Here is a 16,172-nt window from a genome sequence, read left to right as displayed (position 1 = left end):
GAGGCGGCCTTAGCGGGTGTGGGGGTTCGGGGGGCGTCGGAGGGACATCAGAGCGAGTGGAACGGCAGACCGGCGTCGGCGACCAGCTCGTCGCTCTGGTCGGCGGGCAGCAGGGTGGCGCTGCCGTCGGTGACCGGGACGACGCCGAGGTCGAGCAGCTCGGCCATGGCGGCGCTGCCGGCCAGGTCGCGGACCTGGAGTTGGTAGCGGGCGGTGGTGCGGTAGGTGCCGCCGGCGTCGTCCGCGGTCTTCTGCAGGAAGCCGGAGTCGACCAGGAAGGCCACCGCCTTGCCGGTGATGCCGATGGTCGAGCCGGACAGCCGGCGGGCGTCCTTGGTGGCGCCGGTGGCCGAGCGGCGGGCCCAGACCCGCCAGGCGGCCTCCAGGCCGGGCGCGTCGCTCGCCGGGTCGGTGTTGTCGCCGCTCTGCTCGGCCTGCTCCTCCAGCCGGCGGCAGGCCTGCCGGACGAAGGCGTCCACGCCGTTGACGGTGATCCGGCCGAGGTAGCCGTCGTCGGCGAGGTCCTCCGGCCGGGGGAAGGCCATCGCGGCCACCGCCAGGTGGGCCAGGCCGTGCAGGAAGCGGTCGGTGGTCTCGGAGGCGGCGCGGCGCGAGTAGTCGCCCATCTTCACCGCGAAGACCGAGTCCTCGGCGCCGGCCACGGCCATCCCGGCGCGGGCCGAGACCTCCAGCACGACCAGCCCGAGGCCGGTCGCGACGGCGTCCGCGAGCCGGGCGAACGGCGGGTCCTCGCGGTAGCGGCGGACCAGCTCCGCGTACTCGGCGTCGCGGGCGGGCAGCAGCTTGGCCTGCAGGCCGAAGGAGACCAGGCGGGCGGCGTCGGCCACGTCGCCCGGGGTGAGCGCCGCCGCCGGGGCGGGCTCGGCCTCGGCCGGCCGGACCGCGTCGTGAGGGGTGATCACGGGTGCTGCTCCTCGTACGGGTTGCTGGTCTGACGGGTGGTCATGGTAGGCCGCTGACGGGTGGTCACTGGGCGTCCTTCCGGTCGGCGGCCATCCCGGCGGCGTCCAGCAGGGCGCTGCCGACGATCAGGTCGGCGCCGCCGAACTCCGGGTCGGCCAGCCGGGTGCCGTCGTCCACCGCGAAGAGCAGCCGCTCCTCGCCCTGCCGGTAGGCGGTGCCGACCGGCGGGCTGGCCGCGTGCACGGCGAGCAGGGCGACCAGGTAGGGCAGCTCGGGGTCCTGCCGGCGGGCCTCGGCGAGCAGGCCGGAGAGCCGGCGGGGCGCCTCGGCGGGCAGGTCCAGCAGCTCCAGCGCCGCCTCCAGCTGGGCCTCGGAGAACCGACTGTCGTCCGGGGTGGCGACCAGGTCCGGGTCGGGCAGCTCGGCGCCCAGGTGCTCGCGCTCCACCGGCGGGGTGAGCAACAGGTCGACCAGGTCGGTGACCCGGACCGCGGTGGGGGTGCGCAGACCGGTGCCGCGCGCGAAGAAGGCATCAGTCGGGCGGATCGCCTGCTCGACCGGCAGCCGCAGCAGCGGTGCGACCAGCTGGCCGTAGAGGTCGATGCCGGCGCGCGCGGCGGGGGCGGCGAAGGCCTGCCGGTCCTGCTCGGCGCGGAACAGCGGGCCGGCCTCCAGCAGCCGGGTCTGCAGCTGGGTGTGCCGGCGGATGCAGTCCTTGACGATGTCCACCAGCTCGGCGGCCCGGCGCTTGTGCTCGCCGCCCTCGGCCTCGTCGCGGGCCCGGCGGATGTTGGTGAGGATCGCGTTCTCGTGCCGGTAGCGGTCGGCGATGTGGTCCAGTGCCTCGTCGATCAGGTCGGGGACGGCCTGCATCCAGTCGACCGCGCGGACGTTGCGACGGGTGGCGTCCAGCGCGCGGCGCAGCGTCTCGGCGTACTGGACGGTGCGGTAGCGGGCCTGCTCGGCGGCGAGCTGGGCGTCGGCCAGCCGACCGCGCCGGATCAGCACCTCCAGCTTGACCTCGGCCGCGATCTGGGCCGAGGTGACATCCGTGTCCAGGGCGCCGACCAGGACGTTGACCGCCTCGTCGGTGGTGCGCAGGTAGACCCCGCCGTCCGGGCCGGGGACCTCCTCGATCAGCTTGAAGTCGTAGTCGCGGCGCAGGTACTCACCGTCGGCGCCGAAGGTGCCGTAGACGGCGCGGAAGCCGCGGTCGACGCTGCCGACGTTGATCAGCGACTCCAGCACCCAGCGGGCCACCCGCTGGTGTTCGGTGGCCGGGCGCTCCGGGTGCTGGGCGGCCACCCGGGGCAACAGCCGGGCCAACACCAGCTCGCGGTCGGCGCCGGCGTCGAAGTCCATGTGCAGGGTGACCAGGTCGATCGCGGCCAGGCCGACCTCGGCCATGGCGTAGCCGCCGTACTCGCCGGCCAGGTTGACCTTGCGGTTGTCCAGGTCGTGCAGCGGGGCCGTGCAGGCCAGCGCCTTGAGCCGGCGGGCGAGGCCCTCGTCGGCCGCCGGGCCCGGCGCGGGGCGGGCACCGGCGGCGGACGGCCGGGCCTCACGGTCGACGGGCTGATCAGCGATGACGGTCACGGTGGACAAGATTAGGGCCCACGCGGACAAGGTCCGAAACGGGATCGCTCGTCCCGCTTCGTCCGGCCGTCCGCCGCGAAGTTGAACGCGTTCAATTCCACCCGTAGAGTCGGCCGCACCGGCGAACCAGCGCCGGCCCAGGGGGTCTGCCATGCACACTGTCCCGTCCACCGAGAGCCCGGCCGCCACCCTGCGCGGCGTCCGCCGCTGGCTGTGGATCTTCATCGTCTGCCTGGTGCTCAGCGGCCTCACCGCCTTCCCGCTGCGCCTCGAGAGCGCCTGGCTGGCCGAGACCGCGCACCGGCTCCCCACCCCGCCCGCCGTCCTCGGCTGGCTGGACCGGATCCGGACCGGCATCGCCGAGACCGACCAGCGCTACTCGTTCCTCGCCTACGGCACGGACTGGCTGGCCTTCGCCCACCTGGTGATCGCCGGCGCCTTCTGGGGCCCCCTCCGGGACCCGGTGCGCAACGTCTGGGTCGTCCAGTGGGCGCTCGGCGCCTGCGCCGGGATCATCCCGCTGGCGCTCATCTGCGGCCCGCTGCGCGGGATCCCGCCGTACTGGAGCTTTGTCGACATGTCCTTCGGGATCGTGGGCGCGGTTCCGCTGCTGATCGTGCTCCGCGGCATCCGCCGCCTCGCGGCCGCGGCGGGGGAGGCGGGTTCGGCTCGCCCGGCCTGAGGGGCCACTGCCGCCCCGGCGCCCGGGCTTCCCGCGCCCGGGGCCGCGCGGCTCAGGGCCAGAGCAGCGTGCGCTCCCAGGTCGGCGCGGTCGCCCGGCGGTAGCGGAGGCGGACGTGGTACCGATCGGCGGCGCCCTGCCAGAACTCGACCTCCCGCGCCCGCAACGCGTAGAGCGTGTGCGTCGCGGCGACGGTGTCGGGGCGGGCGGCCAGCAGGGCGGCGGCCCGGCCGGCGGCGGCCCGGTAGTCGGCCGGCGAGCCGAGCGGCTCGCTCTGGTGGCCGACCAGGATGGCGGTGCGGGCGGCGGGCGAGCGGGTGCGGAACTCGGCCGCGGCGTCGGCGGGGTCGGCCGTCTCGACCGGGCCGCGGATCCGGACCTGGCGGCCCAGCTGCGGCCAGTACACGGTCAGCGCGGCGTACGGGTGGGCGGCCAGTTGCCGCCCCTTGGGGCTCTGCGCGTCGGCCGCGAAGAGCCAGCCCGCGTCCCGGACGTCGACCTCACGCAGCACCAGGGCCCGGGCGTCCGGCAGGCCGTCGGCGTCCACCGTGGCGAGCGTGACGATCTGCGGGTCCGGCACGTCGGCGGCGACCGCCTCGGCCAGCCAGGCGAGGAAGAGGGTGGCCGGCTCGGCCGGCGCCCGGTCGGGCTCGAAGGACGGCAGGGCGCGGGCCATCGGCGGGCGGTCGCGCAGCAGTTCCGCGAGGCTTGTCGGGATCGGGGCCTGGGACCGGTCGCTCTGCTCGGGCACGTCGGCCTCCCTTGGTGTCTGACGGACGGCCAGCGTACGGGAGCGCGAGGCCGCGGCGCCCGGTTCGGCCGGACGGGGGAGGGCGGCTCCGGGCCTGCCCCGCGACGGGGTGGTGGCAGGGGACCGCTCTCCCGGCGAAGCCCTACGATCGCCTCGGGAACCCGCAGCAGCGCTAGGAGGCGGACCGTCGTGACCGGTGCGGTGATCGATCTCAATGCGGACCTCGGCGAGGGGTTCGGACGCTGGACGCTGACCGACGACGAGGCCTTGCTGTCGGTGGTGACCAGCGCCAACGTCGCGTGCGGATTCCACGCCGGCGACCCGTCGACGATGCGGCGGGTCTGCGCGCTGGCGGCCGAGCGCGGGGTGCGGATCGGCGCCCAGGTCTCCTACCGCGACCTGGCCGGCTTCGGCCGGCGGGCGATGGACGTGCCGCCCGAGGAGCTGGCCGACGAGATCGCCTACCAGATCGGCGCCCTGCAGGTGTTCGCCCGGGCGGCGGGCTCCCGGGTCAGCTACGTCAAGCCGCACGGCGCGCTCTACAACCGGGTGGTCTCCGACAGCGAGCAGGCCGAGGCGGTCGTCGCCGGGGTGCTACGGGCGGGCGCGATCTGCGACGGGCCGCTGCCGGTGCTCGGCCTGCCCGGCTCGCGGCTGCTGACGGTGGCCGAGGGGGTCGGGCTGCCGGTGGTCACCGAGGCGTTCGCGGACCGGGCGTACACCTGGGCCGGCACGCTGCTGCCGCGCAAGGACCCGGAGGCGGTGATCACCGACCCGGAGGCGGTGATCGCCCGGGCGGTCGGGATGGCCCGGGACGGGCTGGTCACCGCGGTCGGCGGCGAGCCGGTGGCGGTGGACGCGCGCTCGCTCTGCGTGCACGGGGACACCCCGGGCGCCGCCCAGCTGGCCTGGCGGGTGCGCGGGGCGCTGGCCTCGGCCGGGATCCGGGTCGAGGCTTTCACCTGACAACCGTTCAAACACATGGAGGGGGAGGCGGGATGCTCGAGGTACGTCCGGTCGGCGAGCGGGCGCTGCTGCTGACGGCCGGCTCGGCGGAACAGGTCGCCGCGCTGTACGCGCGGGTGCTGGCGGAACGGGCGGCGGGACGACTGGGCGAGGTGACCGAGGTCGTCCCGGCCGCCCGGACCGTACTGCTGGACGGGGTGGCCGAGCCGCGCGCGCTGGCCCGGACACTGGCCGGCTGGACGGTCCGCGCCACCGAGCTGCCGGCGGGGCCCCTGCTGGAGGTGCCGACCGTGTACGACGGCGCGGACCTGGCCGAGGTGGCGGCGCACTGGGGCGTGGACGAGGCCGGTGCGGTGGCGCTGCACAGCGGGATCGAGTACCGGGTGGCGTTCTGCGGCTTCGCGCCCGGCTTCGGCTACCTGACCGGCCTCGGCGACCGGTACGCGGTGCCGCGCCGGGCGACCCCGCGGGCCGCGGTGCCGGCCGGCGCGGTCGCGGTGGCCGGGCCGTACACCGGGGTGTACCCGCGCTCCTCCCCCGGCGGCTGGCAGCTGCTGGGGCGCACCGAGCTGGTGCTGTGGGCCGAGACCCGGGAGCCGGCGGCGCTGCTGGCGCCCGGGGTGCGGGTGCGCTTCGTCCCGGTGGCGGGTGGCCGGTGAAGCCGATGCTGCTGGTCGAGCACCCCGGCCCGCTGACCACCGTGCAGGACCTGGGCCGGCGCGGCGTGGCGCACCTGGGCGTGCCGCGGGCCGGCGCGCTGGACCGGCCCGCGCACCGGGCGGCCAACCGCCTGGTCGGCAACCCGCCCGGGACCGCCACCCTGGAGACCACCATGGGCGGCGTCGCGCTGCGGACGCTGGGTGCCCCGGTGCTGGTCGCGGTGACCGGCGCGCCGTGCGCGGTACGGGTGGACGACCGGCCGGCGGCCTGGGGCGCGGCGGTCCTCGTCCCACCGGGTGCGCGGCTGGACGTCGGCCCGGCCGACGTCGGCGTGCGCTGCTACCTCGCGGTCCGCGGCGGGTTCGCGCCGCCCGCCGTGCTGGGCAGCCGCTCCACCGACCTGCTCGCCGGGCTGGGCCCGTCCCCACTGCGGACCGGCGACCGGCTGCCGGTGGGCGAGGAGTTCGACGGGGCGCCCGCCGAGCTGGTGCCGCTGCCCGCCGTGCCCACCGAACTGGTGCTGCGGCTGGTCCCCGGACCGCAGGCGGACTGGTTCCGTCCTGGCACGCTCGCCGCGCTGGCGGCGACCCGCTACCGGGTGGCGGCGGCCAGCAACCGGATCGCGCTGCGCACCGAGGGACCCGCCCTGGTCCGCACCCGCCCGGGCGAGCTGGCCAGCGAGGGCATGGTGCTGGGCGCGGTCCAGGTGCCGCCGGACGGGCAGCCGGTGATCTTCCTGGCCGATCATCCGACCACCGGTGGCTACCCCGTGGTCGGTGTGGTGCCGGAGGCCGACCTGGCCGCCGCGGCACAGGCCAGGCCGGGGGTCCCGATCCGGTTCACGCCGTGCGGCGGGCGGAGTTGACCTTGCCCCTGGGGGAAGGCCCAGCATCGGTCGGGCCGGGCGAGGGACCCGGCCCGAGGAGGGCGAGCGTGCCAGTGAGCGGGGACGAACCGACGACCAGCGCCGACCTGCTGACCATCGGCGCCTTCGCCCGGGCGTCCCGGCTGTCGCCGAAGGCGCTGCGGCTCTACGACGAGCTGGGCCTGCTGCCCCCGGCCGAGGTCGACGAGCGGTCCGGCTACCGCTACTACCACCCCGCCCAGCTGGATCGGGCGCGCCTGGTGGCCTGGCTGCGCCGGCTCGGCATGCCGCTGGCCCGGATCCGGCTGGTCTGCGACCTGCCGCCGGCCCGCGCCGCCGAGCAGGTCGGCGCCTACTGGGCGCGGGTGGAGGCCGAGACCGCCGCCCGCCGGGAACTCGCCGCCTTCCTCGTGGACCAACTGTCCGGAAGGAACAGCACCATGACCGGAACCACCGCCCCGCTGGGCATCCGCTACGCCGCCCGATCCGACATCGGCCGGGTCCGCACCCGCAACGAGGACTCCGTCCACGCCGGTCCCCGCCTGCTGGCCGTGGCCGACGGGCTGGGCGGCCGCGCCGGCGGCGACCGGGCCAGCGCCGCCGCGATCGGCGCGCTCCGCCGGCTGGACCACGCGCTGCCCACCGGCGACCTGCTGAACGCGCTGGAGGAGGCGGTGGCCGAGGCCGACGCCGAGCTGCGCGGCCTGGTGGCGGCCGAGCCGGAGCTGGCGGGCCTGGGCACCACGCTCACCGCGCTGCTCTGGTCCGGCTCGCAGCTGGCGCTGGTGCACATCGGTGACTCGCGCGCCTACCTGCTGCGCGACGGCGAGCTGTTCCAGATCACCCACGACCACACCCTGGTGCAGTCGATGGTCGACGACGGCCGGCTCACCGCGGACGAGGCGGCCACCCACCCGCAGCGGTCGCTGCTGCTCCAGGCGCTGACCGGCGAGAAGCGGGTCAAGCCGGACCTCTCGCTGCTCACCGCCCGCGCCGGCGACCGCTACCTGCTCTGCTCGGACGGCCTCTCCACGGTGCTGCCCGCCGATCGGCTGCACACCGCGCTGAGCGCGATCGCCGACCCGGAGCAGGCGGTCCAGCAGCTGATCGAGCTGGCCAACCGGGCCGGCGGCCCGGACAACATCGCCTGCGGGGTCGCCGACGTGGTCGAACTCCCGGAGACCGCCGAGCTCAGCGCTCCCGGGCGGTGAGCCGGCCGCGCACGGCGGCGTGCACCTCGGCCTCCTCGGCCGGATCGGCCGCGAGCCGGCGCAGCCGCTCCAGCACCCGGGCGTCGCCCGTGGTCACCACGTGCCGGGCGGCCAGCTCGCGGGTGCTCTCCTCGCAGTCCCAGAGGCACTCGACCGCGGGGCCGCTGGCGAACCAGCGGTCGGTGGCCGCGAGCGCCCGGGCGGCCCGGCCGCGCAGGTCGGACGAGGCGGCCTCGCCGTAGATGTGCCGCAGGGTGCAGACGGCCTCGGTGGCGGCCAGCCGCCCGACCCCGTCCACCAGCCCGCCCAGGCCGGCACCACCGACCCCGCGGACCAGCACCCACCGGCGCAGCCCGGCCACCAGCACCGGCACGTCCTCGGCGGTGCCGATGTCGGCGAGCAGGCAGACCGCGGCCTCGCCGAGCGCGCTGTCCGCGCCGCCGGTGGCCGGGTCGATCCAGCGGCGGGCCTGCTCCAGCGCGCCCGGGCCGCGCATCCGGCCCACGGTCTCCAGGGCGGCCTGGACGATCCGCGGGTCGGCGTCGGCGACGGCCGCCTCGATCAGCTCGGGCACCGCCGGGTCCCGCTGGTCGACCAGGTGGCGCAGGGCGGCCCGGCGGGCGCCCTGCTCACCCTGCCGGGCGGCGGCCAGTACGGTCGCGCGGTCCTCGGGGCGGACGACGGCGGCCAGGCACCGGGCGGCCGCGGCGGCCCGGCGGTCCACGGCGGCCGGGTCGGCGTCGTCGTCCCGGCCGCCCACCGGTTCCAGCGGGTCCGCGGGCTGCCCGGGCTCCCGCCGGTCGGCCCAGGCCAGCACGTCGGCGACACTCCAGCCGGGGGTGACATCACGCCGGTTGAGTTGACGCTGCCAGAGATCGAACGGCGACTGCTCGCTCGCGGCGGCCACCCGCGGGTGGTGGGCGGCCCAGAGCCGCCAGGGTCGCGGTTCGTAGGCGGAGCGGATCGCCGCGCGCAGCTCGGCCTCGCCCTGCGGGTCGGCCGGGAAACGCCGCAGCACGGCCGGGGCGAGCACGAGCAGCGCGTGGTCGTCGTCGCGCAGCGCCAGCTCGTCGAGCGCCCAGGCCCAGTTGGTGCCCTCGGCGACGTACCGGCGGAGCAGCAGCAGGGCGTCCCGCCGGCCGTACGCGGCGAGGTGGCCGAGCACCGACAGGGCCAGGCCGGTACGGCTCTCGTCGTCGTCGAGCAGGTCGTCGGCGCAGGTCAGGTGGCGCTCGATGCCGCCGAGTGGGGCCTCCAGCTCCATGTAGACCCGGGCGTAGTAGAGGGAACGGTTCTCAACCTGCCAGTCGGCCCTGGGGTCGCTCGTGACGCACTCCTCCAGCGCGGCGATGGCCTCGTCACGGTCCGCTGCGAGCGCATGCAGCTGCCCGTCGCCGCGGCCTCGCTGGAGCAGGCCGAGCAGGCTGGCACTGGGGGCTATCACGGGCTCGAACATGAGGTCAGCATCCGTTGCGGCGGTCGTCGAGGCAACGGGATTTCCGTCGCCGGGGGTCTGGGTGGTCACGCTGGGCGGGCGCCCGGGCGCCGGAATCACCGAAGGTTACCGCCTGCGCGACCCTGGCGCACATAGTGCGGCGAATCGGGCCCCGGCGTCCCGGCAAGCAGCGAAGCACCGGACATTGGCATATGCCAGAGAACCATGCCTGAGAAATTCGCCGATCCTGGCACGGCAGTGCCGCCGCTGTGCCAGAGTCGTCGGCGAGCACCCCTCTCCTCTGCTTCTGGACTGGAAGGGACCATGAGTCTGCCTGGCGCGGCCACCGAGGCCTCCGGCACCGCGGCGCACAGCGCCGCCACCGCCGTCTGGAACCTGGCCGAGGACACCGTGTACTGGTCCGCGGCCGTGTTCCGACTGCTCGGCCACGACCCGGCGCTGGGCCCGCTGACCCTGGACCAGCTCCCGGGCCGACTGGTCCCGCAGGACCGCCCGGTGCTGTGCCGGATGGTCACCGCGGCGCTGGTGCACGGGCGGCCGCTGGACGGCACGGTCCGGGTGGCCCGGGCCGGCGGCGGCGCGTCCGTGCACTGCTCGGGGCGGCCCGAGCTCGACCCGGACGGCCAGGTGGTCTCGCTCCGCCTGCGGCTGCGCGCCTGCTGAGCCCGAGCGCCCTGGAGTACCCTCGGCCCGACCCACCCGCGCACACCGGCGCCCGCCCCCGGCACTTATGCTGTGGCCGCAGTGTCGGCACAGGGCGGACCTGCACGAGGGAGGACCCCTACCGATGGACAGCCAGATTCTCCACAAGGCCACGTTCCTGCTGCACGAGTGCCACGAGCCGGAGCAGGTCGTCGTCGAGCGCCTCAAGGACTACTACCCGCACCTCAGCCTGACCGAGCGCGAGCGCTACGTCAGCGAGGCCTGGGACCAGGTGCACGGCGCCGCCGCCGAGAACTGAGCCGGGCGCGCTACGACGCGGGGCGGCGGGTCGGCGGCACCGCCGCCCTGATCCGCGCCCGCAGCTCGGCCACCTGCGGCAGCGCCCGGTAGCGGTCGGTCAGCCGGTACATCCGGCGCAAGCGGTCCCAGGTGCGGTGCGAGGAGGTGTGGCCGATCTGGGCCAGCGCCAGCTCGGTGTAGTGCCGCCCGCCCTCCGGCTCGCCGCCGATCCAGTGCACCGAGGCCATCGAGAGCAGGTCCAGCAGCGCCGAGCGCTCCTGCCCCCGCGCGGGCCGCTGGTACAGCGCGGCCTCGACGTGCCGCCGGGCCGGCACCAGGGCCGCCGGATCGTGCTCGGCCAGCGTCCGGTAGATCAGGCCGCTCATCCCGTTGAGCTCGGCCTCGTCGAACTTGCACATCCAGGCCGGGAGCGGCTCCGTGATCTCCTGGACGAACAGCTCCTCCGCCTCCCCGAGCAGCCGGGTGACCTCCTGGGAGTTGCCCAGTGAGGCCTGCGCCCAGGCCTCCACCGTGTTGAGCATCGCCCGGGTCTGCGGCAGACTCTGCGCGCCACCGCTGGCACGGGCCAGCCGCATCAGGTCCAGCGCCTCGTCGGCCCGGCCGTGGTGCAGCATCTGGCGGGCGGCCCGGGAGATCGCCTCGCCGGCTCTGGGCCGGTCACCGGCCTCCCGGGCGGCCTGGGCGGCGATCACGAAGTAGCGCTGGGCGGCCGACTCCAGCCCGATGTCGTGCGACATCCAGCCGGCCAGCACCGCCAGGTTGGCCGCCACCAGCCAGAGCCGGCAGGCGAGTTCCGGCGGGTGGCGGTGGGTGAGCAGCCCGCCGACCTCGTTCAGCTGGCCGATCACCGCCTTGCGCTGCAGGCCACCGCCGCGTGAGGCGTCCCAGGCCCGGAACACCTCGACCGAGCGCTCCAGCGACTCGACCTCCTCCGGCCCGATCGGGCCGGGCTCGTAGACGTCGACCAGCGGGCGACCGGCCTCGGCCGTGATCGCCTGGCGCTGTCCGGGCAGCGCGGCCTGCGCGGCGCCGGCCCCGGTGAGCCAGTCGTAGAGGGATTCGGGGACGACCGAGAGGCCGGGCAGTGCCGTGCCCGGGCTCAGCGGTCCGCGTCGGTTCAGCATGAGATCCATTCCCGTGAACTCGGTGAGGATCTCCGCCGTCCGCTCCGGCTCCCGGCGGGCGCCCTGTTCCGCCCGTCCCGCACTGGTCCGCCGGTGCCGCGTCAGGCCGAGGTCCTCGATGGTGACGACACGGCCGAGCCGCTCGGTGAACACGGCCGCCAGCACCTGCGGCACCGGGTCGCGGGGGATCTCCCCCTGCTCGATCCAGCGCCGCACCCGCGAGGTGTCGGTGGACAGCTGCTGCTGACCCAGCGCGGCACCACGCTTGTTGACCAGCCGAGCCAACTCGCCCTTGGACCATCCGGTCAGGGCGAAGAGGTCGGCGAGTCTGGTGTTGGGTTCCTTGCCCACTTCAAGCCCCCAGGCTCCTCGGCTGGTTCGAGACTAATGGGCCGTCATGTGCCACGCGAGCATTCGCCAGGCTTTCGCCAGGCCTCGCCCAGTGGTCAGCCAGTGGCTTCTCGGTGTCAGGTAGAGAAGCGCCAACCCAACCCCGGGCCGAGAGTTCGGGGCGGGGACGGCGACCGGGTGGCGTGACGGCGCCGTCCCCGGCCGACCGGGCGGTCCGCGCATGTCCCCAGGGTGCGCGGGCCATCGGAACGGCCGGGAACGGAGCTGCGCGCGCCCCCGGCGCGCGGTCGACCGCCGACCCACCCCCCGCGCGCGGTCGTCGCTTCCGGTACGCCGGAGCGCGCTCCCCGTACACCGGGGTGCGCACCCTTTGCACGCCGCCAGTGCCGCCGCACTGGCTGACATATGCCAACGGCAAGGAAGGGATCTCCTCCACCCCATGTACCCCTCAGCGACTTCCCCCACCGCGCCCCGGACCGGTGCCGCCCAGCGCCCGCCAACCGCGGCGATCCGCCGGCCCGGGCCGAAGCCTCCGCTGCCCGCCCGTCCCGCGGGGCGCGTCGAGGCACCGGGGTTCGCGCCGCGCGCCGGGGCCGACCGCCTGCTGCGCCCCCGCGCGCCGCAGCCCGCCCCCGCCGTCGAGCGGGCCGATCCCGCCGCGCTGGCCGCCCCCGCGGTCCGCGCCGCGCTGGCCCACATCACGCGGATATGTCCGGCGTTCTCGCCGCGGCAGGTGCTGCGGGAGGACAGCCGGCACATCCTGGTCACCGGGCTGATCGGGCGCACCGCGGTGGTCGCCAAGTGCCTTGCCCCGCAACCCGCGCAGAGCGAGCGGCGGGCGGTGCTGGTGGAGCGGTTCCACCGGGAGGTGGCGGTCTACCGGGCGTTCGTCCGGCACCGTCCGCCGGTCCGGATGCCGCGGCTGGTCGCGGCGGACCACGATCGCTGCGTGCTGGTGATGGAGCGGATCCCGGGCCGGCCGGCCGCGTTGGAGCGGCACCCGGCCAACGCGCCGACGCCGGGCGAGGTTCGCGCGGTGCTCGGCTCGATCCGGGCGCTCAACCTCTGGCGGCCGCCGACCGACGTCTTCCAGCAGCCGCTGGACTACCAGGTGGAGATCAGCCGGTTCCACTCGATCGGCCAGCTGACCGACCGGGACGCCGGGGACCTGCGTCAGCTGCTGTACGGACTGGCGCACACCGCACCGCAGTTGTGCCACGGCGACGCACTGCTGTCCAACATCCTGCTGGCGCCCTCCGGTCCGGTCCTGGTCGACTGGGAGCAGGCCGGCTGGTACCTACCCGGCTACGACCTGGCGGTGCTCTGGAGCGTGCTCTCCGGCGACACCGCGGCCCGCCGACAGATCAGCCAACTCGCCCAGGTCGGCGGCACCTTGGCGCGGGACGCGTTCCTGGTGAACCTGGTGCTGGTGCTGATGCGGGAGTTGCGGCTGTACGACGTGCCGGGTGCCGGGGAGGAGCAGCGGATCATGATCCGGCGGCTGTACGACGACGCGGCGCTCGCCCGTCGGGCGGTCCGGGCCGCGGTGGGCACCCGCTGAGCGCGCGAGGGCGACAGGCCGGGCCCGAGGTCCGGCGGGCCCGACCCGCGAGCCGGCTGTGACCCGTGAGCCGGCTCCGGGCGTGGTCAGCCCCGGGCCAGCGCGGCCCGGCCGGCGGCGGCCAGCACCGCCGTCTCGGCCGGCCCGTGCGGCCGGCCGCTCAGCACGTCCCGCAGGTGGCGCTCCAGCGGGTGGCGCCGGCTCAGCCCGGCGCTACCGGCGAGCGCCACGGCCCGCTGCACCGCCTCGACCGCCGATCGGCTGACCAGCAGCCCCACCACGCCGGCCCTGCCGACCGCCTCCGACCCGCCCGCGTCGATCCGGGCCGCCACCCCCGCGAGCAGTTCCTCGGCGCCGATCAGCGTACTCTCCACCTCACCGAGCGCCGCGCGGTGGCCTTCGCCCGGGCGCTCCGCACCGGCCGGCCGCCGCCGGGCCAGGAAGCGCACCAGCCAGTCCCGGGCCGCCCGGCCCACCCCGAGTTGCACCGCGGCCGGCGCCAACTCCCGCCAGGCGGCGGTGAGTCCATCGTCCAGCCCGCCGTCCACCGTATTGTGCGCGGCCAACTCATCAGCCGGAGCGTCGGGTTCCGCACGCAGGTCGAGCGCTGCCTCCGCCGGCACCCGAACCCCGCCGAGCAGCACGTCGTGTCCCGCGCTGGCCCGCAGGCCCAGCTGGTCCCAGACCGGATCGACCTCCACGCCCGGACTGTCGCCACGGACCAGGAAGGTCCCGGTGCGCGGCCGGGGCTCGTCGGTCCGAGCCCGCACCAGCATCCAGGCCAGCGCTTCGGCGCCGGTGCAGCCGGTCTTCCGGCCGGTCAGCAGCCAGCCGCCGCCGTCCCAACGGGCCACCGTGGGCTGGTTCGTGGCCGGATCCGGGCCGAGCGTGCCGACCAGCGCCGGGCCGCGCCGGGACTCCGCCAGCAGCCGGCGGTAGCCCGCGGCGGGCCAGCGGCCGGTGCGGGCCTGCTCGGCGTGGAGCAACAGGGTGCCGGCCGCGACCAGGGCCACCGAGGCGTCCCCACGGCCGAGTTCGGCCAGCACCCGGAGGGTGTCGGCGAGCGATCCGCCGGGGCCGCCGTAGTGCCGGCCGACCGTCAGGGTGAGCAGACCGGCCTCGTGCACCGCCTCGATCCCCTGGTACGGGAAGGTCGCGTCGCGGTCGTGTTCCTCGGCCCGGGCGGCCAGCAGGTCGACCACCCGGGGCAACCCGGCGAGCGCCGTGGCGAGGGGGGACTGATCGTTCAGGGGTTCCATGGCGCTGCCTCCGGGCGTCCGGCGTGGGGCGCGGCAGCCGGCGGCTGCACGGCGCTGGGGGCGTGCGGGTGCGGACGGCCCGGGAGGTCGCGGAGCCCCGGCGCCGCCGTCCGCGGTCGGGGCGCGGAGACCCGGGACGACGGCCTCAGAGACAGATCGCGCTGGCGGTGCGCCGCAGGTCCAGATAGCTGCGGCGGGTCAGCAGCGGGCGGCGGGACGACATGGTGGTGACTGTACGAAGGGTTGATCACCAGCGTCAAGCGCTGGTTGACGCTGGCGCCGGTGGCGGTCCGGCCCTGCCGGCGACGCCTTCCGACTCAGCCCTGCTGGAAGAGATCGGCCGACAGCGGCTTCAGCAGCTGGTAGAGATCGTCCGCGATCGGCCGGTCCCACGAGGCGATGGTCACCTGGACGTTGTCGCTGCGGTCGAACTGGGCGCAGAACACCCGCTCCTCGCTGACCTTGACCTTCTTCACGATCAGCAGGTCGTCGCCGAGCATCACCGGGAAGTCCTCGGCCGACACCAGCTCGACCGGCTCGTCGTTCTCCAGCGCCGCGAGCAGCTGTCTGATCTCGAACGGAACCCCGTCCGGGGTGTCCCGGGCCGGCGACCCCTCGGGCAGGTTTCCGATGAACATCGCCGGGCCCCGGCCGCCGAACAGGTCGTACCGGAGGAAGATCCCCTGACAGGAGCCGTCCGGGCCGGTCATGATCGCGGCACCGAAGAGCCCGGGCCAGTCACCCGGGTCCATCGCGAGCACGTCGAAGTCCGGGCCCGCGGGGGTGCCGGAGCGTCGGCGGAGAAAAGACATGCCGCCATCGTACGTGTCCCAGGTCCGGGGGCCCTCACCGGGCGGCCAGTCGGGGACGGGTGGACGCACTCTCAGAGACGAATGTTGACGCTGAGCAACCGTCCGGGCTACGGTCGCGGATGTACGGCAGCTGCTGTGGACGCTTTCCATGTGGGGGTGGCCTGCTGTGGCGCACCTGTGTGCGCTCTTCCTCCCTTACGCACATCGTCGTACCGCAGCTGCAAGGTTCAGCGCACAGCACCCCTTCACCCAAAGCCTGGTTCGCGGGTTCCCCGACACCCGTCGCACTCGCGGACCACGCCCGGGACACCGACGCGTGGGGGCGTTCGGATCCCGGGCAGCGGCGGCCTGGGCTTCAGGCCCCGCCGCCGACCTCCCGGCGACTGCCGGTCCCCTGGGACCGGCTCGGGGAACCACCTCGGGAGGGGGCCCGGCCTCGCGAGCCGGGTCGTACGGCAGACGCCGTGCACGACCGCGTGGGGGCGGTCGGCACGGCGTCTGCCCCACTCGCCGCCACCGCACCGGACTCCGAGGCCGGCCGGCGACACGAAACCGCCGCCGCACCGGAGTCCGGTACGGCGGCGGAGGTTCGTGGATCCCCCGGCCTCAGGTCAGGTCGAACTCGCCGTCCCGCGCCCCGAGGACAAAGGCGCGCCACTCGCCCGGGGTGAAGACCAGCACCGGCCCGTCCGGGAAGCGACCGTCGCGCATCGCGATGTAGCCGTCCACGAAGGCGATCTGGACGTCCCCCGGCGACCCGTCGGGCTGGGGAGCGGAGAGCCAGGTCGCCCCGCTGGTGTCCAGCTTCGGCTTGCGCTGCTGCGGGACGGCCTCCGAGGCCTGGGTCTCCTGGGCCTGGGCGCCCTCCGAGTGCTCGACGGTCCCACTGGTATCAGTGTTGCCTGCCACTGCTGTTGCTCCTCCCGATGACATCCGGAGGCCAGCGTAGCCGTCCGGTCGCGGAGCGGAGGCGGCCTCGGGCGGACTCCTC

The 16,172-nt window shown here is 75.6% G+C and carries 16 protein-coding genes; 8 read left to right on the top strand and 8 right to left on the bottom strand.

Annotated features, from left to right (window positions below; all coding sequences use genetic code 11):
- Positions 1-47: 47 nt before the first annotated feature.
- Both ACZ38L_RS22945 and ACZ38L_RS22940 read right to left on the bottom strand, forming a co-directional pair.
- Entirely contained in the window at positions 48-920 is an 873-nt protein-coding gene (locus ACZ38L_RS22945; RefSeq protein ID WP_396567441.1) for a hypothetical protein, read from the bottom strand.
- A 67-nt stretch (positions 921-987) separates the two neighbouring features.
- Complete coding sequence (locus tag ACZ38L_RS22940; protein WP_465696507.1) at positions 988-2,520, bottom strand: hypothetical protein; 1,533 nt, start codon at positions 2,518-2,520, stop codon at positions 988-990.
- A 151-nt stretch (positions 2,521-2,671) separates the two neighbouring features.
- Between ACZ38L_RS22940 and ACZ38L_RS22935 the strand changes: the two genes are divergently transcribed.
- A complete protein-coding gene (locus ACZ38L_RS22935; RefSeq protein WP_465696505.1) occupies positions 2,672-3,202 on the top strand; it encodes a hypothetical protein in 531 nt (176 codons plus the stop codon).
- A gap of 52 nt (positions 3,203-3,254) precedes the next feature.
- On the opposite strand, the gene ACZ38L_RS22930 is transcribed toward ACZ38L_RS22935, so the two are convergent.
- A complete protein-coding gene (locus tag ACZ38L_RS22930; RefSeq protein ID WP_465696503.1) occupies positions 3,255-3,953 on the bottom strand; it encodes a pyridoxine/pyridoxamine 5'-phosphate oxidase in 699 nt (232 codons plus the stop codon).
- Between the two features lie 189 nt (positions 3,954-4,142).
- On the opposite strand from ACZ38L_RS22930, the gene ACZ38L_RS22925 reads away from it, so the two are divergent.
- From ACZ38L_RS22925 to ACZ38L_RS22910, 4 genes are all read left to right on the top strand, one after another.
- The gene (locus tag ACZ38L_RS22925; protein WP_465696501.1) at positions 4,143-4,919 is read left to right on the top strand and encodes a LamB/YcsF family protein; all 777 of its coding nucleotides are present in this window, start codon (positions 4,143-4,145) and stop codon (positions 4,917-4,919) included.
- Between the two features lie 32 nt (positions 4,920-4,951).
- Positions 4,952-5,578, top strand: coding sequence for a 5-oxoprolinase subunit B family protein (locus tag ACZ38L_RS22920; RefSeq protein WP_465696498.1), 627 nt, complete (start codon positions 4,952-4,954; stop codon positions 5,576-5,578).
- A gap of 5 nt (positions 5,579-5,583) precedes the next feature.
- Positions 5,584-6,444 carry a 5-oxoprolinase subunit C family protein gene (locus tag ACZ38L_RS22915; protein ID WP_465696591.1) on the top strand — a complete coding sequence of 287 codons (861 nt, stop codon included), beginning with the start codon at positions 5,584-5,586 and terminating at the stop codon, positions 6,442-6,444.
- Between the two features lie 68 nt (positions 6,445-6,512).
- Entirely contained in the window at positions 6,513-7,655 is a 1,143-nt protein-coding gene (locus ACZ38L_RS22910) for a MerR family transcriptional regulator (protein ID WP_465696495.1), read from the top strand.
- Here the strand turns inward: ACZ38L_RS22910 and ACZ38L_RS22905 are convergent.
- A complete protein-coding gene (locus ACZ38L_RS22905) occupies positions 7,636-9,111 on the bottom strand; it encodes a HEAT repeat domain-containing protein (protein ID WP_465696493.1) in 1,476 nt (491 codons plus the stop codon). The two genes, ACZ38L_RS22910 and ACZ38L_RS22905, sit on opposite strands and share 20 nt — an antisense overlap.
- 303 nt (positions 9,112-9,414) lie before the next feature.
- Between ACZ38L_RS22905 and ACZ38L_RS22900 the strand changes: the two genes are divergently transcribed.
- Both ACZ38L_RS22900 and ACZ38L_RS22895 read left to right on the top strand, forming a co-directional pair.
- Positions 9,415-9,774: a PAS domain-containing protein gene (locus tag ACZ38L_RS22900; RefSeq protein ID WP_465696491.1), complete on the top strand. Its 360-nt coding sequence runs from the start codon at positions 9,415-9,417 to the stop codon at positions 9,772-9,774.
- A 124-nt stretch (positions 9,775-9,898) separates the two neighbouring features.
- A complete protein-coding gene (locus ACZ38L_RS22895) occupies positions 9,899-10,072 on the top strand; it encodes a hypothetical protein (protein ID WP_396567364.1) in 174 nt (57 codons plus the stop codon).
- Positions 10,073-10,082: 10 nt separating this feature from the next.
- On the opposite strand, the gene ACZ38L_RS22890 is transcribed toward ACZ38L_RS22895, so the two are convergent.
- On the bottom strand, positions 10,083-11,549 hold the full coding sequence (locus ACZ38L_RS22890; RefSeq protein ID WP_465696487.1) for a DNA-binding protein NsdB: 1,467 nt from the start codon (positions 11,547-11,549) through the stop codon (positions 10,083-10,085).
- A gap of 439 nt (positions 11,550-11,988) precedes the next feature.
- On the opposite strand from ACZ38L_RS22890, the gene ACZ38L_RS22885 reads away from it, so the two are divergent.
- Positions 11,989-13,110, top strand: a complete 1,122-nt coding sequence (locus tag ACZ38L_RS22885; RefSeq protein ID WP_465696484.1) for an aminoglycoside phosphotransferase family protein — start codon at positions 11,989-11,991, stop codon at positions 13,108-13,110.
- 86 nt (positions 13,111-13,196) lie between these two features.
- Here the strand turns inward: ACZ38L_RS22885 and ACZ38L_RS22880 are convergent, their stop codons facing one another.
- From ACZ38L_RS22880 to ACZ38L_RS22870, 3 genes are all read right to left on the bottom strand, one after another.
- Positions 13,197-14,369 (bottom strand): acyl-CoA dehydrogenase family protein, encoded by a 1,173-nt coding sequence (locus ACZ38L_RS22880; RefSeq protein ID WP_465696482.1) that lies wholly within the window; start codon positions 14,367-14,369, stop codon positions 13,197-13,199.
- 317 nt (positions 14,370-14,686) lie between these two features.
- Positions 14,687-15,181, bottom strand: a complete 495-nt coding sequence (locus ACZ38L_RS22875) for a hypothetical protein (RefSeq protein ID WP_465696480.1) — start codon at positions 15,179-15,181, stop codon at positions 14,687-14,689.
- A gap of 606 nt (positions 15,182-15,787) precedes the next feature.
- Positions 15,788-16,090, bottom strand: a complete 303-nt coding sequence (locus ACZ38L_RS22870; protein WP_465696478.1) for a DUF397 domain-containing protein — start codon at positions 16,088-16,090, stop codon at positions 15,788-15,790.
- Positions 16,091-16,172: the final 82 nt, after the last annotated feature.

The sequence above is a fragment of the Kitasatospora sp. NPDC024654 genome, assembly GCF_055559155.1.
Note: the sequence above shows the minus strand (reverse complement) of the source record. Positions and strands in the feature narration are given on the sequence as shown.